The organism is Alteromonas oceanisediminis (assembly GCF_018474025.1).
GTDB lineage: Bacteria > Pseudomonadota > Gammaproteobacteria > Enterobacterales > Alteromonadaceae > Alteromonas_E > Alteromonas_E oceanisediminis.
The window spans coordinates 147,649-167,782 of sequence record NZ_JAHCTA010000004.1; the positions used below are offsets into that span (position 1 = coordinate 147,649).

At 48.7% G+C, this 20,134-nt stretch carries 23 protein-coding genes; 5 read left to right on the forward strand and 18 right to left on the reverse strand.

Annotation, left to right across the window (positions count from 1 at the left end; all coding sequences use genetic code 11):
- The first annotated feature begins 42 nt into the window (after window positions 1-42).
- Window positions 43-1,047: a protein-methionine-sulfoxide reductase catalytic subunit MsrP gene (gene msrP, locus KIU71_RS08375; protein ID WP_214130783.1), complete on the forward strand. Its 1,005-nt coding sequence runs from the start codon at window positions 43-45 to the stop codon at window positions 1,045-1,047.
- Window positions 1,047-1,670, forward strand: coding sequence for a protein-methionine-sulfoxide reductase heme-binding subunit MsrQ (gene msrQ / locus KIU71_RS08380; protein ID WP_214130784.1), 624 nt, complete (start codon window positions 1,047-1,049; stop codon window positions 1,668-1,670). Before msrP ends, msrQ begins: the two co-directional genes overlap by 1 nt.
- A gap of 4 nt (window positions 1,671-1,674) precedes the next feature.
- Here msrQ and KIU71_RS08385 read toward each other — a convergent pair whose 3' ends face one another.
- Window positions 1,675-2,553 carry a hypothetical protein gene (locus KIU71_RS08385; protein WP_214130786.1) on the reverse strand — a complete coding sequence of 293 codons (879 nt, stop codon included), beginning with the start codon at window positions 2,551-2,553 and terminating at the stop codon, window positions 1,675-1,677.
- A 293-nt stretch (window positions 2,554-2,846) separates the two neighbouring features.
- Here KIU71_RS08385 and KIU71_RS08390 point away from each other — a divergent pair, with 293 nt between their 5' ends.
- Entirely contained in the window at window positions 2,847-3,263 is a 417-nt protein-coding gene (locus KIU71_RS08390) for a hypothetical protein (protein WP_214130787.1), read from the forward strand.
- A 2-nt stretch (window positions 3,264-3,265) separates the two neighbouring features.
- Here the strand turns inward: KIU71_RS08390 and KIU71_RS08395 are convergent, their stop codons facing one another.
- The 14 genes from KIU71_RS08395 to yceD all read right to left on the reverse strand — a co-directional run bounded on the left by KIU71_RS08395 (window position 3,266) and on the right by yceD (window position 14,244).
- Window positions 3,266-3,853, reverse strand: a complete 588-nt coding sequence (locus KIU71_RS08395; RefSeq protein ID WP_214130788.1) for a pyridoxamine 5'-phosphate oxidase family protein — start codon at window positions 3,851-3,853, stop codon at window positions 3,266-3,268.
- Window positions 3,850-4,626 (reverse strand): TatD family hydrolase, encoded by a 777-nt coding sequence (locus KIU71_RS08400; RefSeq protein WP_214130789.1) that lies wholly within the window; start codon window positions 4,624-4,626, stop codon window positions 3,850-3,852. The genes KIU71_RS08395 and KIU71_RS08400 overlap by 4 nt, the downstream gene beginning before the upstream one ends.
- Window positions 4,616-5,608 (reverse strand): DNA polymerase III subunit delta', encoded by a 993-nt coding sequence (gene holB, locus KIU71_RS08405; protein ID WP_214130790.1) that lies wholly within the window; start codon window positions 5,606-5,608, stop codon window positions 4,616-4,618. Before holB ends, KIU71_RS08400 begins: the two co-directional genes overlap by 11 nt.
- Entirely contained in the window at window positions 5,605-6,228 is a 624-nt protein-coding gene (tmk, locus tag KIU71_RS08410) for a dTMP kinase (protein ID WP_214130791.1), read from the reverse strand. Before tmk ends, holB begins: the two co-directional genes overlap by 4 nt.
- Window positions 6,229-6,244: 16 nt before the next feature.
- The gene (gene mltG, locus KIU71_RS08415) at window positions 6,245-7,252 is read right to left on the reverse strand and encodes an endolytic transglycosylase MltG (RefSeq protein ID WP_214130792.1); all 1,008 of its coding nucleotides are present in this window, start codon (window positions 7,250-7,252) and stop codon (window positions 6,245-6,247) included.
- Window positions 7,249-8,073: an aminodeoxychorismate lyase gene (gene pabC, locus KIU71_RS08420; protein WP_214130794.1), complete on the reverse strand. Its 825-nt coding sequence runs from the start codon at window positions 8,071-8,073 to the stop codon at window positions 7,249-7,251. Before pabC ends, mltG begins: the two co-directional genes overlap by 4 nt.
- Before the next feature lie 18 nt (window positions 8,074-8,091).
- Window positions 8,092-9,333: a beta-ketoacyl-ACP synthase II gene (gene fabF / locus KIU71_RS08425; RefSeq protein WP_214130796.1), complete on the reverse strand. Its 1,242-nt coding sequence runs from the start codon at window positions 9,331-9,333 to the stop codon at window positions 8,092-8,094.
- Between the two features lie 78 nt (window positions 9,334-9,411).
- Window positions 9,412-9,651: an acyl carrier protein gene (gene acpP, locus KIU71_RS08430; RefSeq protein ID WP_075609221.1), complete on the reverse strand. Its 240-nt coding sequence runs from the start codon at window positions 9,649-9,651 to the stop codon at window positions 9,412-9,414.
- A 175-nt stretch (window positions 9,652-9,826) separates the two neighbouring features.
- A complete protein-coding gene (fabG, locus tag KIU71_RS08435; protein WP_214130797.1) occupies window positions 9,827-10,564 on the reverse strand; it encodes a 3-oxoacyl-ACP reductase FabG in 738 nt (245 codons plus the stop codon).
- A 9-nt stretch (window positions 10,565-10,573) separates the two neighbouring features.
- Window positions 10,574-11,503, reverse strand: a complete 930-nt coding sequence (gene fabD / locus KIU71_RS08440; RefSeq protein WP_214130799.1) for an ACP S-malonyltransferase — start codon at window positions 11,501-11,503, stop codon at window positions 10,574-10,576.
- Between the two features lie 17 nt (window positions 11,504-11,520).
- Window positions 11,521-12,480: a beta-ketoacyl-ACP synthase III gene (locus KIU71_RS08445; protein WP_214130801.1), complete on the reverse strand. Its 960-nt coding sequence runs from the start codon at window positions 12,478-12,480 to the stop codon at window positions 11,521-11,523.
- Between the two features lie 2 nt (window positions 12,481-12,482).
- Window positions 12,483-13,508 carry a phosphate acyltransferase PlsX gene (gene plsX, locus KIU71_RS08450; protein ID WP_214130802.1) on the reverse strand — a complete coding sequence of 342 codons (1,026 nt, stop codon included), beginning with the start codon at window positions 13,506-13,508 and terminating at the stop codon, window positions 12,483-12,485.
- Window positions 13,509-13,536: 28 nt separating this feature from the next.
- Window positions 13,537-13,707, reverse strand: coding sequence for a 50S ribosomal protein L32 (gene rpmF, locus KIU71_RS08455; RefSeq protein WP_214130803.1), 171 nt, complete (start codon window positions 13,705-13,707; stop codon window positions 13,537-13,539).
- A 3-nt stretch (window positions 13,708-13,710) separates the two neighbouring features.
- Window positions 13,711-14,244 carry a 23S rRNA accumulation protein YceD gene (gene yceD, locus KIU71_RS08460; protein WP_214130804.1) on the reverse strand — a complete coding sequence of 178 codons (534 nt, stop codon included), beginning with the start codon at window positions 14,242-14,244 and terminating at the stop codon, window positions 13,711-13,713.
- Between the two features lie 50 nt (window positions 14,245-14,294).
- Here yceD and KIU71_RS08465 point away from each other — a divergent pair, with 50 nt between their 5' ends.
- Entirely contained in the window at window positions 14,295-14,954 is a 660-nt protein-coding gene (locus tag KIU71_RS08465) for a Maf family protein (RefSeq protein ID WP_250207386.1), read from the forward strand.
- Window positions 14,955-15,005: 51 nt separating this feature from the next.
- On the opposite strand, the gene KIU71_RS18105 is transcribed toward KIU71_RS08465, so the two are convergent.
- From KIU71_RS18105 to rluC, 3 genes are read right to left on the reverse strand one after another with little or no spacing between them, the layout of a single operon-like run.
- Window positions 15,006-15,092 (reverse strand): hypothetical protein, encoded by an 87-nt coding sequence (locus tag KIU71_RS18105; RefSeq protein WP_390881843.1) that lies wholly within the window; start codon window positions 15,090-15,092, stop codon window positions 15,006-15,008.
- Window positions 15,093-15,112: 20 nt separating this feature from the next.
- Window positions 15,113-15,763 carry an HAD-IA family hydrolase gene (locus tag KIU71_RS08470; RefSeq protein ID WP_214130805.1) on the reverse strand — a complete coding sequence of 217 codons (651 nt, stop codon included), beginning with the start codon at window positions 15,761-15,763 and terminating at the stop codon, window positions 15,113-15,115.
- The gene (rluC, locus tag KIU71_RS08475) at window positions 15,753-16,724 is read right to left on the reverse strand and encodes a 23S rRNA pseudouridine(955/2504/2580) synthase RluC (protein ID WP_214130807.1); all 972 of its coding nucleotides are present in this window, start codon (window positions 16,722-16,724) and stop codon (window positions 15,753-15,755) included. The genes KIU71_RS08470 and rluC overlap by 11 nt, the downstream gene beginning before the upstream one ends.
- Window positions 16,725-17,234: 510 nt before the next feature.
- Between rluC and rne the strand changes: the two genes are divergently transcribed.
- Entirely contained in the window at window positions 17,235-20,090 is a 2,856-nt protein-coding gene (gene rne / locus KIU71_RS08480; protein WP_214130808.1) for a ribonuclease E, read from the forward strand.
- The last annotated feature ends 44 nt before the right edge of the window (window positions 20,091-20,134 follow it).

Genomic DNA, 20,134 nt, shown 5'->3' on the forward strand with positions numbered 1-20,134 from the left:
TAGTGCGTAGCAACTGTAAAACAGACCAAGGTAATCCGTGTTATGCGACTTAAATCGAACAAAACAGTTTCTCGACTGACCGATAATGACGTCACTGACGAACGCACTTACTTAAATCGGCGGCAACTCTTAAAGTCTATGGGGTTTGTCGGCGCCGGTGCATTGTTGTCGCAATCGGCCCAAGGTATTGGCTGGTTCGATGACGATGATGAGAACGTGTTTGAAAGACGCGATCTGTCCTTTACGCAGCCCGATCAATTTCAAATTAACGACACGGTAACACCTGAAGTGAAATCAACGTCGTATAACAATTTTTACGAATTTGGTACTGACAAGGGTGATCCTGCTGAAAATGCGCAGGACTTTACGGTTGACCCGTGGTCATTAACGATCGACGGCTTAGTCGAGAAACCCATCACGTTGAGCTACGACGATCTCTTCAAACGCTTCGACTTGGAAGAGCGTATTTACCGACTGCGTTGTGTAGAAGCCTGGTCGATGGTGATCCCGTGGATTGGTTTTGAGCTAGCCAACATTCTGCAGCAGGCGAAACCACTCAGTCGGGCAAAATTTGTCGCCTTCCAAACACTGTATGATCCAGAGCAAATGCCCGGGCAGCGCAGCCGTTTTGTTGGAGGCGGTGTAGATTATCCGTACGTTGAAGGATTAAGGCTAGACGAAGCCATGCATTCGTTATCAATACTTTCTGTGGGTATGTATGGGAAAACGCTCCCACCTCAGAACGGCGCGCCAATCCGTCTGGTTGTGCCGTGGAAATATGGTTTTAAGAGTATCAAGTCGATTGTACGCATCACGCTGACCGAACAAATGCCTCCCACTACCTGGAACCGCCTCGCGCCGCAGGAGTACGGCTTTTACGCCAATGTTAATCCAAAGGTTGATCACCCTCGATGGAGTCAAGCGCGCGAACGCAGGATCACCACAGGTGGCCTACTCGCCCGCAATCGCATCGAAACGCAGATGTTCAACGGCTACCCAGAGGTTGCTCCGCTGTATAGCGGCATGGATTTAAGTCGTTTTTACTGATGCAGGCATTGTCAGCGACACCGCTGCGCTTGTCGGAACGCCGCATTCTGATACTGAAGTGGCTTTTACATGGGGTTAGTTTTAGTTGGGTGGCCTATGTATTTTTCACGGCAGTAACCGATCAGGTCGCTGGCGATCCCGTTGATCGCTTACTTCATTTCACGGGTATGGGTGCGCTTAATCTACTCCTTTTGTCGCTCGCGATATCACCCGTGGCGAAACGATTTAGGGCCGCAAATCTGATCAAATTACGTCGTCCCACTGGGCTATGGGCGTTTAGCTATGCATTACTGCATTTGGCAACCTTTGTGTTGTTTGAATTGCAATTAGAATGGGCACTCATCGGGACTGAAATTATTGAGCGGCCCTACATCACGGTGGGCTTCAGCGCATTTATCATTCTGCTTCTACTCGCTGCAACATCGATTACCGCGGTGCGTCGTCGTATGGGACGGCGTTGGCAATTACTGCACAATTGGGTATATGTGAGTGCGCCGTTGGTTGTTATTCATTTTTATTGGTCAGTAAAGTCAGATGTTGTTGAGCCTGTTGTTTACGGACTACTCGTCTTGGTTCTGCTCTATGTAAGACGTGAACGGCTGCGTAAAATTTTTCGCGGTTGATGCACTATTGGGCAGTGATATGTTCTAAAATCACGTCACGTATTTCAGTATGTGCTGAAGGCGGTAAATAAGCTACATGGGCGTCAACAAAGCGCTCACTTTGATAAAGCGACGCCAACGCCTGATCAATTAACGCGATAGTCTGTTGTCCCACCTCGGTATCTGCGCAGATCACATGACCAGTAACAAAGTCAGGAGTTTGTGCAATTCCGTAGCTTCGGGTTTCGTACGGTTCGCTATCACCGAAATTGATGTACATGGATGCTGGAAAAATGAGAGCGAAGTCAACCCGCTGCTTCTCAAACAGTGTCATAAAGCGTTGATAATACGCACTGTTGGACATCGGAATAATTTGTTTTGAATTAATCTGTGCGATATCCGAATCCAATACCTCACCAAACGAATAATTCTCAGGGAGAATAATGGCTGAACGGGTATATTCATCAAGCACATCACTGACGCTGATCACCTGACCTCGTTCATCCAGTAAATGTTCACCTAACGGTTTTACTGAGGCTAACTGATACAGACGCTGAGTTTGGAAGTAACTAAGTGGGCTTGAAAAAAGATACTTTTTAACGCGCTCTGGTGACTTAACTTTGTTCAACACGCACACTGGGTTGCCTTTGTCTAATTGCATAAAAGAGCGTGACAAAGGCACATTCAGGACAGGATGGTGATAGCCCATTTCGTCCATCAGCATTTGTACGGTATCAACGGCGGTTGAATAAGGATCTTGGCTCGATTGATTAATCTTTTGGGTAAGGAATACATTGTCGGAGTGGAAGCGTACCTGTTGCAGGATGGCAGGCGTATGCTGCGCCAACAAGATTGTCGGGTAGGTGTAAAAGACAACGCAAATAAGCAAGCGAAACCCGTGCATGAAAACTCCTTCTTCAGTGCTAAACAGATTAGTCGATGATATCTGCAACCGCAATGACTTTCAGAACTTGAATTGAGGTGCATCAAAACCAGAGTGTGTTATCCCTGCTTATAACGTGCTTGCGTGCAATCCTTCCCACTCGGTCAATGGTGTTGTCTGGCGAAGTATCGCTTGATCACGAGCAACCGAGCAACAGGGTGATGTGTACAAAATAAACACAAAAAAGCTTGCAAAGCGTAAAACGCACATATACTGTATACGTATACAGGCTATATAAATATCAGGGTTTTGTTATGTCTTTACCGGTCGCTATTTCAATCAATACGCAAAATGTTGTTCACTTTGAAACACCACGTCAGCAGCGCGGGTGGCGCTATCTGTTAGCTGATTCGGTCTCATTCCAGAAACAGGATATGCGGCAGCACAGCCACTCTATCCGTATGCAGAAGCCTCAGTCGGATCAACTTCCTACGTGGATTAAGCGTTTAATTACAAGCGGTCAGTGTGAAGCAATCTACGTTGAAAACCTGCAACTCGCTGACGAAGAAGCACTCATTATCAAAGCCTTGTGCACAGAATACTGTGTCTCGCTTGTTGGCTTAACGGTAGCCACACAGTCCGTGAATGACGCGTGCAACGCTAATGTTATTCAAGGGCCATGGAGCGCTAATGATGCTCAGAGAAGTTTTACTTTTGCGGAAGCGGAGTAACCTTAAGGAATAATATCGATTGCTCGCCACTGCTTCTGTCTGTTGAGCGTGTAGCGAATGCGCTGTTGCGGGTCACCACGTAGATTCAGGTAATCAGCATGATTGATGTCGATAGCGAGCAGGCAAAAATGACTCGGTGGAAGGTCAGGTATCGTTTCCGCTGAAACTCTCAGTGAATTACCATCATCACGCCGTTCCCCTGGTGTTCCCCAGAGAAATTGACACTTAGCCGCGTTCGATAAATCATGCCAATAACGGGTGAGTAAAGCGTTGTGTTCTTCACTATCGTGAGCAACCAACGTTGCTTTGCCTGATAATCGATATTGCTCTCGCGTGTCGGTAAAATACCAGCATATTGCCGCTTTAGGGTCTTTTTTCAACGCTGACCATTTTGCCGTGCGCGTATCTGTGATCACAAGTACTCGGCTACTCTCATCAAAACCTCGGAAAACCACGGTTCGGTTGGCAATCCCTAAACTCTCACATGCAGTTGCCAGTTGAAAATATCGACTCTCAGGCTTTTTATGCGTTTTGTACAAGGTCCTCGCTAAAGGCTGGCGCCAGAGCGGAACAATTGGGATCTCTTTCATGATACGTGCGAAATACGATCAAACAAGCTATAGAAATTGCGCGTGGTTGCTTCAGCCAGCGTCGCTGTACTAATACCACGCAAATTAGCAATACACTCAGCGACCTCAACCACAAATCCCGGTTGGTTCTGCTTGCCCCGATGCGGCACGGGTGCCAACCAAGGAGAATCAGTTTCGATCAACATGCGATCCAGTGGGATCGCTTTGGCGACTGCTCTTAATTCGTCGGCACTACGAAACGTAACAATCCCCGAAAACGAAATATAAAACCCCATTTCAATAGCGCGTTCTGCCATTTCAAGTGACTCAGTAAAACAATGTAATACACCCTTCGTGTGTGACGCCAAGTGAGTCTCTAGTGTAGCCAGTGTGTCTTCACGAGCATCTCGGGTATGAATGATCAAAGGTTTGCCGGTTTCATTCGCCACATGAATATGATCGATAAACGAAGCCATTTGCACTGTTTTCGTGTCGGCGCTGTAATAGTAATCTAACCCGGTCTCTCCGACAGCAACCACATCATCCCTTTGACAAACTTGACGCAACTGGTCGATCTCGCAACGATCTTCCTGATGCAGTGGATGCACACCACAGGACATCGATACATTGTTAAACGGCGCCACTGTTTTGCGCATTGATTCAAATTCGTTAACCGACACTGAGACGCACAAGAAGTGCTCAACGCCTCGTTGCTGCGCAAACTCTAGCGTTTTCGTTAGCTGTGCATGATCTTGATCCAAGCGATCAAGGTGGCAATGAGAATCAACGTACATAGTGGGTAGCTTCCCTAAAGGTATTAAAAAGTTCGAACAACAACATACTTTTATTGGTACCCGCATGGCGTACTTTTTGCGCAGCCTGCGTGGTCTGCGTATAGAGCTGCCAGTAGTCAGTATCAGTATCAGTAGCGAGTGAATCGCGTGATTGCTGTCGCGCTTGTTGATGGCAATATCGCTGTAGCCAGATGATGACCTGCTCAGCATCGTTTTGCCAACGAGTAGAAACATCCAGTAAATCCACCTCTGCGCTCTGACCTGATTCGATTGACTTGAGTGTGTCGATAAAGCGGGTGAACGTGATCGCATTTTGCGCTTCAGCGCTGTCCAACAACAATAATGGTGCCCCGCCGTACGCAGCCAACGAGCGTTCATCAATTAATAGATCTTGCGGTAATGACATGGCGTCGTCTTGGCGAACCTTTGCTAACCAATCAAGACTTTCCGCCGTTGTCGGCGTATTAAAAATGACTTTCTCGCAACGGCTCAATATGGTTGGTAATAGCCGATTGTGCTGATGCGTGACGAGTATAATGAAAGTGGATGGTGTCGGTTCTTCGAGTGTTTTCAACAGTGCATTAGCCGCCGCGTCACTCAGTAAATGCGCATCAGGGATAATTAACACTTTGTTATGACTGAGTTGGGCCTTACTGCTTAGCGACTGTATCGCGCTGCGTATGAGGTCAACACCAATTTGCGTTTTGTCAGTGGTCAACCAATAAAAGTCTGGATGGCTGCCGGCTTGCATCAAATCACATGACTGACAGGCACCACAGGCAGTATTATCCGAACGCACTTGCTTACACAACAAACGACCAGCCATTTCATGGGCACTAACTTGCTTGCCAATGCCACGTTGACCAATAAATAACAATCCATGGTGCAAACGCTGGCGCTGCGCACGGCTGGCAAGTTCACTCAGAGTGTCCGCAAACCAGTCAATCTTAACGGCTTGCGAGGCGTCGACAGAAAGCGTCACGGGGTTAAAAACGCCGTAACAATCGCACTGACATCTGCATGCACATCTTTCATCGGTTGCATGGCGTCTACTTTAACGATGTTGCTGTCGTGTTTAACGGCATCTAGATAGGCTTCACGCGTGCGTTCAAAAAAGGATAAGCCTGACTGTTCGATACGATCCAACTCACCACGTCCTCTCGCCCTCTCCAAACCTGTGGCAGGATCAACATCTAAGTAAACAGTAAGATCAGGCCGGAACGACTTAAGCGTAATATCCCGCAGCGTAGACAGCAGCTCGGCTTCTACGCCACGCCCACCGCCCTGATAGGCTTGTGAGGATAAATCGTGACGGTCTCCAACGACCCACCACCCCTTGTTGATAGCAGGAAAAATAACATTGGCAAGCAACTGAGAGCGCGACGCATACATGAGCATTAATTCAGTTTCCGTAGTGACCTGCTCCTGCCATGATTGCTTGACACATTCACGTAACGCTTCAGCTAGCGGTGTACCGCCGGGTTCACGGGTTTGAATCGCGTGAACCTTTGCCTCGGACAGGATCTTCATGATCAGCGCGATGACTGAACTTTTGCCCGCACCTTCGAGCCCTTCAACTACAATAAATTTGCCGTGATTCAATTGGATAATGACTGTTCTAACGATTCTGATTTAGCTGGTATTGTCGCACAGCTTGATTGTGTTGTTCGAGGGTCTCTGAGAAAAAATGTGTGCCATCGCCTTTTGACACAAAATACAAATCATCAGTAACCAGTGGATTGAATGCCGCGCGCAGCGATGCCTCACCGGGCATTGCAATCGGCGTAGGCGGCAACCCATTGATACGATAGGTATTATATGGCGTGGTTGTGCGTAAATGTTGACGCGTAAGATTGCCATCAAAGGCTTCGCCTATGCCATAAATAACGGTGGGATCGGTTTGCAAACGCATATTTTGATGTAAGCGATTAACAAAAACGCCGGCAATATGCTCCCGCTCATGTGCAACGCCGGTTTCCTTCTCAATAATCGATGCCATGATAAGGGCCTCGTAAGGCTCTTCATACGGTAGGCCTGGGAATCGAGTTGACCACAGTTCGCTCAGCAATGTCTGCATTGATGAGTGTGCTCGCTCGATAATCGAGACAACGGGGGTATGCGCTGTAAATAAATACGTATCGGCCAGCAACCATCCTTCCATCGAGTTTCCCGGTAGCTGCCTCTCGGCTATCCATCGCTGCACGCTTTGCTCATTCATTGGATTTATAGTGTGGGGGTGCTTATTGAGTTGCGCCAGCCAGTCAGTAAAAATGAGCCCTTCGACAAGGGTAATTGAAAATTGTTGCTCCCGCCCTGCCGCAATATCATTCAAGGTTTGTTCAAGAGGCTGCGCTGGCCTAATAAGATAAGTGCCCGCTTTGATATTCGCAAGCGCTGGCTCAAGCTTAACCGCTAATTTTAACCAGACACTGTTGTCGTACAGCTCAGTCTCTGACAATCGCGTTAACAGCTGGTAGTAAGATGTGCCCCGCTCAACCACAAAACTATGTTCAGATGTGATCTGGGCTGGCTGAAGTAACGCCTGCGAAATTGCATTCATCGAATAGAACGCAACGCTCAGTACAAGCATAACGATGACAAGGATCACCACGAGAATGCGTTTCATCGCTGAGACATCCAGTCACAGAAATCGGCACAGAGCTGATTAAACTCAGCAGAGTTTGGCTCACTCGCGTATACGACCGTATCGTTAATTTTTACAGTCTTGACCGGCATCATTCCCATCAAGGCATTACAGATAAACAGACGAGAGCACGTAAGCAGGTGATCAACAGACAGCTCACGTTCCTCAACCTGCACATTCTGTTGAGCAAAGTAGTCTATAACCGCAGCACGCATAACCCCTTTCACTCCACATTCGGTCAGCAAAGGCGTGATCCAGCCATTCTGCACGGGACTGAATGCAAACAGGTTACCCGCTGATGCTTCGATAACTGCGCCCGCCGTGTCGAGCACGAGACAATCATCAACATCGTCCGGCATGGCGCGTTTAATCAGCACTTGCTCCAGCCGATTCAGGTGTTTAGCACCGGCTAGCAAGGGCTGCTTGGAAAGCCTTACGTCGGATAAACTGAGTACGACCCCGTGTGCTCGTTTTGCATCGTAATGTTCAGGATAGGCGTGTTCAGACAAATACACTTTCGCTGCCCCACAGTCACGCGGCGAGTAGCCTCGGCCGCCATCACCACGGCTAATGACCACTTTGACAACGCCCTGCATGACGCTTTTTTCTGCGATCGCTAAAATCTCGCCCTCAATATGATCTGGGTAATCAATACCTAGCGTTTGACAGTCGGCCTTAAGCCGTTTGACGTGATAACCCAGCAACTGTGGGTGCCCGCCCACCACACGAATTGTAGTAAAGCAGCCGTCGCCGTAATTAGCGGCGCGGCTGTTAAGAGCAAACCCGGTGAGGTATTCCGACATAGGTTGCCCTTCTGTGGCTTATTCGAAGCGTTTGAATACCAGCGAGCCGTTGGTTCCACCGAATCCAAACGAGTTGCATAAGGCATAGTCATGGAGAAATGGCTTGGCGGTGTGAGCGACTAAGTCGATATCACACTCATCGTCTGGGTTATCCAGATTTATAGTGGGTGGGGCCATCTTGTCACGCAGTGCCAACAAGGTAAATATCGCCTCGACGGAGCCAGCTGCACCTAACAGGTGCCCAATCATCGATTTTGTCGAGCTGACCTTCACATCTGATACTGCATCGCCAAACACGGCTTTAACCGCCCGCAATTCGGCGATGTCACCGGCAGGCGTAGACGTGCCATGTGCGTTAACATAACCAATCGCAGAGGCTTCAATGCCAGCGTCGCGAATTGCATTTTGCATCGACATGGCGGCACCCTCACCATTCTCAGGCGGTGATGTCATGTGGTAAGCATCACCACTCATTCCAAAGCCAACCAGCTCGCCGTAGATCTTGGCTCCGCGGGCTTGCGCGTGTTCAAGTGACTCCAATACAACCACACCTGCGCCCTCGCCCATCACAAACCCGTCGCGGGCTTTGTCCCAGGGGCGACTTGCGGCTGTGGGATCATCGTTACGCGAACTTAACGCGCGTGCGGCGGCAAACCCAGCCATACCCAGCGGCGTTATAGAGGCTTCTGCGCCCCCTGCTACCATGACATCTGCATCGTGATACGCGATGGTTCTAGCCGCGATACCGATATTGTGGACACCCGTTGTGCAGGCGGTCACAATGTTCAGGTTTGGCCCTTTAAGCCCTTCCATGATCGACAGAAAGCCTGAAATCATGTTGGTAATGGTGGAAGGCACAAAAAACGGTGAAACGCGCTTAGGGCCACTTTTGGTTAATTTAGTATGATTTTCTTCAATCAGTTGCAAACCGCCAATGCCTGAGCCGATAGCGACGCCAACGCGGTGTGCGTTTTGCTCATTGACATCTAATTGAGCGTCTGCAATGGCTTGCTTCGCTGCGGCTATACCCAGTTGAATGAAGCGATCCATCTTTTTAACGTCTTTGGGCGGAATGTATGCCGCTGCGTCGAAGTCTTTGACTTCGCCCGCAAAGCGAGTAGAAAACTGTTCTGTATCAAAATGGGTAATGGGGCCAATGCCGCTCTGCCCCTTTAGCACGCCGTTCCATGTTTCTTCAACGGTATTGCCAAGTGGTGAAAGCATTCCCATACCGGTTACCACAACGCGCCGTTTGGTCACTTTGCCCCCGATATTTCACGAATTTAGTAAGGGTATATTGAAAACGGCCCTGAAACAGGGCCGTTTGGGAGAATACGATTACGCGTCTTTGTTTGCGTTAATGTAATCAACTGCAGATTGGACCGTCGTGATCTTTTCGGCTTCTTCATCTGGAATTTCAGTATCAAACTCTTCTTCCAGTGCCATCACTAGTTCAACCGTATCCAAAGAGTCTGCACCAAGATCATCTACAAACGATGCTTCAGATTTTACTTCTTCTTCTTTTACGCCAAGTTGCTCAACGATGATCTTCTTAACGCGTTCTTCGATGTTACTCATAATTCTAGATTTCCCTTAACGTCACTAGATAAAAATTGCGGCTAGTTTATTCAGCCTGAAATGACCTTGCAAGTTACAATTGCCATATCGCCTGAGGTCGAACCAGCCAACTCTGAAAGTGTATCAACAAATTCTTAACAATCAAGCGCCCATTTCTGTTTGAAAGTGCACCTGTTTATTGCATAAACATCCCGCCGTTAACGTGCAGTGTCTCACCGGTGATGTAACCGGCAGACGGACCAGCAAGGAACGCAACCGCAGCGGCAATCTCTTCTGGTTTTCCTAAGCGATTGGCCGGCACATCGGCAAAGATAGCCTGTTTTTGCTCTTCCGTTAACGATTGTGTCATATCAGTATCAATAAAGCCTGGCGCCACAACATTCACAGTAATACCACGACTAGCGACTTCACGCGCCATCGATTTGGTAAATCCTATCACACCGGCCTTAGCCGCTGCGTAATTCGCTTGGCCGCCGTTTCCAGCGCTACCCACGACAGAGCCAATATTGATGATTCGACCGGCGCGCTTTTTCATCATTCCGCGACACACGGCTTTTGAAAGCGTGAAAATCGATTTCAAATTCGTATTAATAATCGCATCCCACTCGTCTTCTTTCATGCGCATCAACAAGTTATCTTTTGTTATGCCCGCGTTATTGACCAAAATATCGACACCGTCGTGCTCGTTGCTGATCCAGCTAATTAAATCGGCGACGCCATCCGCGTCAGTTACATTCAGGCATTTGCCAACCCCATTGTTGCCTAAATAGGCTGAGATGGCCTCTGCACCTGACTCTGATGTAGCCGTGCCAACGACAAAGGCTCCGTTAGCGACCAGTTGTTCGGCGATGGCTTTACCAATGCCACGACTCGCCCCAGTGACTAACGCAACTTTTCCGCTTACATTCAGCATATGTGCTCCTTAAAAATCCAACTCTTCAAAATGCTTTGCTTCATTTAGCGCCATGCCGCCTAATGACTTATCAATACGCTTGGTCAATCCTGTCAGCACTTTACCAGGCCCTATCTCATACAATGTATCTATGCCGTTATCGGCCAAAAACTCTACCGATTCAGTCCAACGCACCGGACAATATAATTGACGCACCAACGCATCTTTAATCTTGCTTGGCTCTGACTCAACGCGCACATCAACATTATTGACAACAGCGATTGACGGGGTGCGCAATTCGACACTCTGCAATAGCGCTTCAAGTTGAAGCGCCGCTGGCTTCATCAATGCACAATGCGACGGCACGCTGACTGATAAAGGCAAGGCGCGTTTCGCACCGGCATTTTTGCAGCCTTCAGCCGCAGCAGTTGCCGCTTTGGTTGAACCTGCAATTACCACCTGACCGGGTGAGTTGTAGTTGACCGGTGCCACCACCTCACCGCAGCTTTGCGCAGCGCGCTCACATTGTGCTTTGATTTCAGCGTCATCAAGCCCAATGATCGCAAACATGGCACCTTCTCCGGCTGGAACAGCCTGCTGCATAAACTGCCCTCGCGCTTCAACCAATTTAACCGCGTCGGCCAAATCGAGCGCACCAGCGCACACCAAGGCCGAATACTCCCCGAGACTATGCCCTGCGAGATATTCGGGCTTTGCCGCGCCCTGCTCCTGAAATACACGCCACAAAGCAACACTGGCTGTCAGCAGTGCGGGTTGAGTAATATGAGTTTGATTCAGTTTATCGGCATCCTGCTGGACCAATGTCCAAAGGTCATACCCTAAGCTATCGGAAGCTTCCTGAAAGGTTTGTTCTATCAGGGAATATTCTTCTGCCATATTGGCTAGCATTCCCACCGACTGTGATCCCTGCCCAGGGAACACACATGCAATCGTTGACATAGTGAGTCCTTAGATGATTAGTAACGTACTAACGCAGACGCCCAAGCGAAACCACCGCCGAACGCTTCTAATAATAGATGCTGGCCGCGTTTAATTCGACCATCTCTTATTGCCGCATCCAGCGCCGTTGGAACAGTCGCAGCTGACGTATTGCCATATTTTTCTAGCGTGATGACCACTTGACTGAGATCCATGTCAAGTTTCTTCGCAGTGGCTTTGATAATCCTGAAGTTCGCCTGATGTGGTACCAGCCAGTCTAAATCTGATTTTTGCATCCCGTTGGCATTTAATGTTTGCTCAACCACTTCACTGAGCTTCTTCACGGCCACTTTGAACACTTCATTGCCTTTCATAGAGCCCCAGTTTTCATGAACGGATGCTTCATCACCGTGTGTTGGGAAACCTATTGTGAGTAAATCACCGTAACTGCCTGCGGCATGAATGTGAGTAGAAAGAATACCCGGCTCTTCGCTGGCTTCTATAATCGTCGCACCTGCGCCATCTCCGAACAATATTACCATGGTGCGATCGGCGGGATTGATAGAACGGCTTAAACAATCGCTACCCACAACCAAAATTCGCTTGCACATGCCCGACTTGATGTACTGATCAGCAACACTTAATGCGTAACAATACCCTGCACAAGCCGCAGCCACGTCAAACGCGGGAATACCGTCTAACCCTAAAATCTTTTGAATTTCACACGCTGTGCTGGGAAGCGCATAACGACCACTTGTGGTGGCGCAAACAATCATATCAATGGTTGTCGGGTCAATCTCCGCCGCGGCAATCGCTTCTTGACTGGCGAGCGCGCCCATCGTTGCAGCGGTCTCGTCTGCAGCAATGATACGACGCTCTTTAATGCCGGTCCGATCGGTGATCCATTCGTCTGAGGTATCAACCATCACTTCGAGATCTGCGTTTGTGCGAACGTCTTTGGGAAAATAACTTCCCGTACCGATAAATCGTGAATACATGCTTAGTGCTGCTCCAACAAAACCTGTTCAATTCTCGTTTTTATTTTCTCAGGAACTTGCATCTCGGCTTCATTGCACGCTTGTTTAATCGCATAATAAAAGGCGTCTGCTGTGGCGTTCCCGTGGCTCTTAACCACAATGCCGCGCAATCCTAACAGACTCGCCCCATTATACTGGTCGGGGTTCACTCGATTATAAATGCTTTTCAGTATGGGCAATGACACTTTGGCTAAAATTCGCGAATACCAATTTTGCTGCGATACACGTTTTACTTCATTGATCACGAGTTTTGCCAAGCCTTCACTGGCCTTTAACGCGATATTGCCGGTAAAACCATCGGTGACGACCACGTCAGCCACGTCCGTAAAAATATCGTCACCTTCCACATAACCAATATAGTTAATACTTTTTGCATTTTTAAACAGTTGATCGGTGTATTTAACTTGCGCATTGCCTTTAATTTCCTCTTCACCCACATTCAGCAATGCGACTCGGGGCGAAGTGATTTTAGCTGTTTGTTCAGCTAATACGGAGCCCATCACCCCGTATTGAAACAACGCCTCAGAATCACAATTAACATTCGCCCCTAAGTCGAGCAGGAACACACGATGATGTGACGCGGTGGGCATTGCACTGACCAACGCGGGGCGATCAATACCGGGCAAGGTTTTAAGCATCAAATAAGCCATTGCCATCAACGCACCCGTGTTTCCCGCACTGACACAGGCATCGGCCTGGCCGTCAGCCACCAGAGCCAATGCTTTGCGCATGGACGACCGTTTTTTAGTTCGCAGCGCTTGAGTGGGCTTTTCATCCATTTCAACGCATTGATCGCAATGTTCGACAATAACGCGTTCTCTGGCGGATTCAGTAAGCTGAATAAGGGCGGGTTGGATAATAGATTGGTCGCCACACAGGATAAAGTGGCATTGATCCAGCGAGATTATCGCTCGAAGAGAAGCGTCTAAAATAACATGGGGGCCGTGATCGCCCCCCATAATATCTAACGCAATTGTTAGCGATGGCAAGATAATAATCTGCGATTAAGCAGTTATCTTATACACCAACAACTTTTTTGCCACGGTAGTAACCATCAGCGGTTACGTTGTGGCGAAGGTGTGTTTCACCCGATGTTGAATCAACAGACAAAGTAGAACCTGTTAACGCATCGTGTGAACGACGCATACCACGCTTAGAACGTGTTTTACGATTTTTTTGTACTGCCATAAATTACTCCTGATCTCGCTTAAGTTCTTTCAAAACCGCAAATGGGTTTTTGCGTGTCTCTTCCTCTGCTATCTGACCAAAACTTAAATCGTTTTGCTTAACTGGGCACTGCTCCTCTGCATGAAGCGGCACAATCGGCAAAGCTAATATAAGCTCGTCTTCTAACAACTGAAATAAATCGATTTCTCCATATTCGTTTACTTCAACCGGTTCGTACACTTCCGGTAGCTCGTCAAGTTCAGCATCTTCAGCCCTCTGCACAGGACTGAAACAAAACTCAATGTCGAGCCGATGAGCAAGCTCACCATTACACCGTTGACAGATAAGTGTAGTGTCAGTCGCCATGTTGCCGTGAAAGAAAGTAAGACCCTGCGCGTCTTTTGCAAACTTTACGGTGACATCAACAACATCGCTGCAACTGCTCACTGCTTCGGTAAATCGACTCAAGTCTTTAGTCGCAATAACGCCAACGTAGTCGGAACGTTTTACTGCGCTTTTAACGGGGTCGATCTGCTGAGGCAGTTTCACTTTCTGCATAGGGCGCGCATAATATAGAGTATGAGTACGTTAGTCAAAGAAATAATTCATTGAATCCTTTACGCGTAAAGCCAGTAAACCCGCAGCATACACCAATTATTTTAGCCTCAAGTTCCCCTTATCGAGCGAACCTGCTCAGGCAACTGGGCCTGACCTTCGATACGTTCAGCCCACAGGTTGACGAAACGGCAAAACACAACGAGCCTGCGCATGAACTGGCAGGCCGACTTGCAGCCAAAAAAGCAGCGGCTGTCGCCGCGCATTGCGCTCAGGGACTGATCATCGGCTCCGATCAAGTTGCGCAATTGGTGCTGCCGGATCAACCTGCTATTCACTTAGGCAAACCCGGCTCAATAGAAAAAGCGATCCACCAATTAAGCCAATGCAGTGGCCAATCGGTCACTTTTTACACCGGACTGAGTGTGTTGGATGCGCAAACACGTCAACAAATCACCCAGTGTGAAACCTTTACCGTTCAATTTCGTCAGCTTTCACTCGCGCAAATAGAGCGTTACGTTGAGAAGGAGCAGCCCCTCGATTGTGCTGGCAGCTTTAAGTGTGAAGGCTTGGGTATTCGGCTGTTTGAAAGTATGCAAGGCAGTGACCCTAATAGTTTAATTGGTTTACCGCTGATTGCGTTAACCAGCATACTCCTTGAATTTGGTGTTGACCCGTTATTCAGGGACCCGGCATGCCTCAATCTTGGGTAACGCAGACGCTATCAAAAGGGATAGCGTAATCGCAAAGACCAAACGCTCTAGTTAGCCAATAATTTTCAGTGCAACATACGGAACGACATTAAAAATCAAAAAAGCCAGCTTGTACCGTGCCATATACTGAAAGTACAAACGGGGAAGATGCTTTTGAATTACGCTCGCAATAGGTACTGATGTAGCTCAGCGACTGATTCCGCCACAAACACTGGCTGATGCGCATTCAAACGATGCTTACCATGAACACCATAATCCACACCGATGCGATCCATGCCAATTTGCTCAGCCATTTGCATATCGTATGTGGTATCGCCAATCATAACTGATTTTTGAATATCGATTCCGGTTTCATCCAACAACTGAAGCAGCATGTCTGACGATGGTTTCGATTCAGCTTCGTCGGCACAGCGAGAATGAGAAAAGTAGTGGCGCGTTTCCGTATTGTCCCAGGCTCGCTCCAACCCGCGACGTGCCTTGCCAGTGGCGACGGCCAGAGTGGCTGGCGTCGGTTCCAAGGCATCCAGCAGTGGTATGATACCCGGAAACAATGGGCACGGTGTTTTATCGCTGTTTATATAATGAAATTTATAGCGATTGACAATGTGAGCAACCACTTCAGGATTATCTTCGTCAAATAGCTGAGCAGTGGCAGGCACCAAACTGATACCAATGATGTTTTCGGCAGCTTCACGCGAGGGGATCGCTAGACCGGCATCTTGCGCAGCGAGCTGCATACATTTGACAATCTTTGCGGCCGAATCCATTAAGGTTCCATCCCAGTCAAAGATCACTAAGTCATATTTCATTTGAACTGCTTTCCTGTCGTCTTAGTGCGGTAAGCAACGTTTCGAGCGCGTTGGGCAACGGCGCCATGCAAGTATGCTGCTTTTCAGTGGCTGGGTGTATAAACGTTATTTTGTGCGCATGTAAAAACAATCGGCTACTGCCCAGTGGCTTAACATAGGCTTCAAACGCCTCATCGGTATATTTTGTATCGCCAGCAATCGCATGGCCGGCATGTAAACAATGGACCCGGATTTGATGTGTGCGCCCGGTGATGGGCGACGCCTCGACCAGTGTTGCGCCAGGCAGCGATTCCTTAATAGCAAAATGTGTTTCCGATGGCTTGCCCTGATCATTGACAAAAACCATACGTTCACCCGACTGAAGCACGTTCTTGTGCAACGGTGCTTTCACTTTAGTGCGAGCCTTTGGCCATTCACCGGCAACCAGTGCCAAATAGCGTTTATCGACCGTCTTCTCACGGAGTTGTTCATGCAGGTGGCGCAGCGCGGAGCGCTTCTTGGCCACCAAAATGCATCCTGATGTATCACGATCCAGCCGGTGCACTAATTCCAGAAACGGGGCGTTGGGTCGTAATGCACGCAGCCCTTCAATGAGACCAAAGCTCAGTCCGCTCCCGCCGTGAACCGCAGTACCACTAGGTTTGTTAATCACGATCAAGCGCTCATCCTCGAACAGAATGGCAGACTCAAGCTCAGCAACACGGTCGAGTTTGACCGAGGGCAAAGCATTCTCTTCCGGCTGGCGAACAGGCGGGATCCGCACGACGTCGCCGCCATTCAATTTATATTCGGGTTTAATGCGTTTTTTATTGACTCGCACCTCGCCCTTTCGAACGATGCGATAAATCATGCTCTTGGGCACGCCTTTCAACTGTGTGCGCAGAAAGTTATCGATGCGCTGACCGGCTTGGTCATCATCGATGGTGTGAAATGTCACTGAGAGAGATTCGGATGTTTTCATGGGCGCGAGTTTACCTTAGAAAACCAGACTCTGGTAAGCGATGTTAAATAAAATATGACTTTACTTGCTTGAAATTACTAAAAAGTGCGATAATACAGCATCCGCCGAGTAGGAAATTAGTTATCCACTCTTTTCACAGCCGGATCATTGATGAAGTAATCTGTTGAGAACATCCAGATTCGCTTGCATCAAACATAACGAACTTGTTAATAGGGCTGATAGGCCGACAGGTTCCGCGATAATAAATAATATCGCCGATAATCGTAACAGAACTGGATTAGTATTGGCCGAGTGAAATCGCTCGCCCAATCATTGAAATTTGAAACTCGCAAGGTTTTGCCTCCCTGACACTTGATGCTCAGCGAAAATGAAATAACACCGTCGAATGAAGACGGCTCGCGGCATCAGGTTAATTTGGCTTCACGTATAAACGCTCGTCGCGACGACGCTCAGAACAGTATGCGCTATCCGCTTCTGTGTCTTTTATCGGTATAAACTGAGAAAGATACAATGAAAAGAATGTTGATCAATGCAACTCAACAAGAAGAGTTGCGGGTCGCCCTCGTAGATGGGCAGAAACTCTACGATTTAGATATTGAAAGCCCCGGACACGAGCAGAAAAAAGCCAACATCTACAAAGGCACCATTACCCGCGTAGAGCCCAGCCTTGAGGCTGCGTTCGTTGATTATGGTGCTGACCGTCACGGTTTCCTTCCACTCAAAGAAATTGCTAAGACTTACTTCCCTAATGGTTACCGCTTTGAAGGCCGTCCAAACATTAAAGACGTCGTTAAAGAAGGTCAGGAAGTTATTGTTCAAATCGACAAAGAAGAGCGCGGCCAAAAAGGCGCGGCCTTAACCACCTTTGTGTCACTTGCCGGTAGCTACCTTGTTTTAATGCCAAACAATCCTCGGGCAGGTGGTATTTCTCGTCGTATTGAAGGTGATGAGCGTACAGAATTAAAGCAGGCTCTTAATCAGCTAGAACTACCTGACGGTATGGGCCTGATCGTGCGTACTGCCGGCGTGGGTAAATCCTACGAAGAGCTTGCGTGGGATCTCAGTGTGTTAATTACACATTGGGATGCGGTGAGTAAAGTGGCGCAAGAGCGCCCTGCTCCGTTTCTTATCCACCAAGAAAGCAATGTTATCGTGCGGGCTATTCGGGATTATTTGCGTCGAGATATCGGTGAAATTCTAATCGACAAGCAAAGCATTTACGAACAAGCGCTTCAGCATATTCAATTGGTTCGCCCTGATTTTGTCAGCCGCGTGAAAATGTACAAAGGCGAAGTGCCGCTGTTCAGCCACTATCAAATAGAAAGTCAGATTGAATCAGCCTTTCAACGTGAAGTTCGCTTACCTTCCGGCGGTTCGATCGTTATCGACCCAACGGAAGCACTAACCTCTATCGATATCAACTCTTCTCGCGCCACCAAAGGCGGCGATATTGAAGAAACCGCGTTAAATACCAACTTAGAAGCAGCCGATGAAATTGCCCGTCAATTACGACTGCGCGACTTAGGTGGCTTGGTCGTCATTGACTTTATTGACATGACGCCTGTGCGCAATCAACGTGAAGTTGAAAACCGCATGTTAAACGCGGTAACACCGGATCGTGCACGGGTTCAAATCGGTCGAATTTCTCGTTTCGGCTTATTGGAGATGTCACGTCAGCGTTTACGCCCGTCATTGGGAGACTCAGCCCATCACGTGTGTCCTCGTTGTAGTGGCCATGGTACGGTGCGCGGTACAGAGTCGTTAGCGTTGTCTATTTTACGGATCCTAGAAGAAGAGAGCATCAAAGAAAATACCCAACAACTTGAAGCGCAGCTTCCGGTCAATGTGGCAACCTACTTGCTCAATGAAAAGCGTAAAGCCGTACGTAATATCGAAGAACGCCATTCAGTTGAGTTGCTGATTATTCCAAACCCTAATTTGGAAACACCGCATTACAACATCACGCGACGCCGCGCAGACGAGCGTGTTTCTGACGTGAGCTACAATGTGGACCTTTTTGAACCAGAAGTTGAAAAGGCAGATATCGCAACGGCAACCCCAGTGAAGCGCGAGCAGCCTGCTTTACAAGGCCTGGTTGCGCCCACCCAGGCACCAATGACACCGCCCGTGGCACCAGCAGCCGTGAATAATGCAGAGCCGGGGCTGTTCGCATCGCTGTCGAAGTGGATCAAAGGTTTGTTTGCCGAGTCGCCGGAGCCTGAGAAACCGGCTAAATCGGAAAGCCGCAACAAGCCTCAAAACCGCCGCAATACGCGCGGCCGAAACAACCAGCGTCGGAATGAGCGTAAGACAGAACCACGCAATAAACGCGAGGCGCGTGACGATAAAGGCGAGCGCGATAGCCGCAATGATCGTAATAAAGCGCAATCCGACGATCGCAGTAACTCACGCGATAAGAGTTCTGAACAAAAGCCTAAGCGCGGCCGTGGCCGTCCTAAGTCAACGAACAAAAATACGGAAGATGCAAAATCAGCCAACGATCGCAATGACGTGAACGAGCAGAGTGAAGCGAAGAGTGAGGCGACTAAAGAGCGTCGCACGCGTCGTAGCTCGCGCCGCAGCGTTCGGGCAAATGCACCTGAAAAAGCACAGAATAAGACTGAGCAAACTCAATCCGTTGAGCATGTAACATCTGACAAAAACGCCAGCGCAAAAGATGAGCAGAAACCCACACAACCGGTTACTGATACTTCTGCAGCCTCAAATGCTGCCGTTGCTGATGATACCCATGTTGCAAACGATGCAGAGCAAGTGGCCGAGCAAAACAATGAGGCGAAGAAATCATCTCGCAGCCGCAGAACGCCGCGACACAACCGGGCAGCCGGTCAGCGTCGCAAACAACAGAATGATGCGGAAGTCGCGCAGGACGAGCTTAACTTTGAAGCACCTGAGCAGGATACGGCTACCTCTGACAATGAGTCTACGTCAGATGCTACACCTACACCAAATGATGCAAAGGCGAAGCCTCAAGCGCCTGCGACACCATCGGAACCGATGGTAGCCGACTTGTTTGAAGCGGTAGAAGGTGCGACCACTCAGCCAGAGCAAACAGAAGACACAACGTCGACTGAAAAGCCGGTGGAAAAGAAGTCAAAACCGAAAAAAGCTGTTGCTGAAAAGGCTAAAAAACCCGTGCAAGCGGAGCCAGAGGTTAAGGTGATCAAACGTGCGTCGCATCCCATGGCGACACCTGCCACGGTGGAGCATGCGTTCAGTGATATCATCATTAGTGCGCTGGCTGACGAGAAGCGTCCTGCGCTGTCAGTTGCTGCGCAGCGTGCAGTTATGGCACAGGCGCGGTCATCGGCTAATGCACCTACAACGACGCCTCAACGCGCGGATTAGGACAGTTTGATGCTGACAAAAAAGCCCGCTTTATAAGCGGGCTT

Coding starts and splice junctions, on each gene's coding strand:
- msrP (WP_214130783.1), top strand. CDS start 43: ATGCGACTTAAATCGAACAAAACAGTTTCTCGACTGACCGATAATGAC.
- msrQ (WP_214130784.1), top strand. CDS start 1,047: ATGCAGGCATTGTCAGCGACACCGCTGCGCTTGTCGGAACGCCGCATT.
- KIU71_RS08385 (WP_214130786.1), bottom strand. CDS start 2,553: ATGCACGGGTTTCGCTTGCTTATTTGCGTTGTCTTTTACACCTACCCG.
- KIU71_RS08390 (WP_214130787.1), top strand. CDS start 2,847: ATGTCTTTACCGGTCGCTATTTCAATCAATACGCAAAATGTTGTTCAC.
- KIU71_RS08395 (WP_214130788.1), bottom strand. CDS start 3,853: ATGAAAGAGATCCCAATTGTTCCGCTCTGGCGCCAGCCTTTAGCGAGG.
- KIU71_RS08400 (WP_214130789.1), bottom strand. CDS start 4,626: ATGTACGTTGATTCTCATTGCCACCTTGATCGCTTGGATCAAGATCAT.
- mltG (WP_214130792.1), bottom strand. CDS start 7,252: ATGAAACGCATTCTCGTGGTGATCCTTGTCATCGTTATGCTTGTACTG.
- pabC (WP_214130794.1), bottom strand. CDS start 8,073: ATGTCGGAATACCTCACCGGGTTTGCTCTTAACAGCCGCGCCGCTAAT.
- acpP (WP_075609221.1), bottom strand. CDS start 9,651: ATGAGTAACATCGAAGAACGCGTTAAGAAGATCATCGTTGAGCAACTT.
- fabG (WP_214130797.1), bottom strand. CDS start 10,564: ATGCTGAATGTAAGCGGAAAAGTTGCGTTAGTCACTGGGGCGAGTCGT.
- fabD (WP_214130799.1), bottom strand. CDS start 11,503: ATGTCAACGATTGCATGTGTGTTCCCTGGGCAGGGATCACAGTCGGTG.
- KIU71_RS08445 (WP_214130801.1), bottom strand. CDS start 12,480: ATGTATTCACGATTTATCGGTACGGGAAGTTATTTTCCCAAAGACGTT.
- rpmF (WP_214130803.1), bottom strand. CDS start 13,707: ATGGCAGTACAAAAAAATCGTAAAACACGTTCTAAGCGTGGTATGCGT.
- yceD (WP_214130804.1), bottom strand. CDS start 14,244: ATGCAGAAAGTGAAACTGCCTCAGCAGATCGACCCCGTTAAAAGCGCA.
- KIU71_RS08470 (WP_214130805.1), bottom strand. CDS start 15,763: ATGAAATATGACTTAGTGATCTTTGACTGGGATGGAACCTTAATGGAT.
- rluC (WP_214130807.1), bottom strand. CDS start 16,724: ATGAAAACATCCGAATCTCTCTCAGTGACATTTCACACCATCGATGAT.
- rne (WP_214130808.1), top strand. CDS start 17,235: ATGAAAAGAATGTTGATCAATGCAACTCAACAAGAAGAGTTGCGGGTC.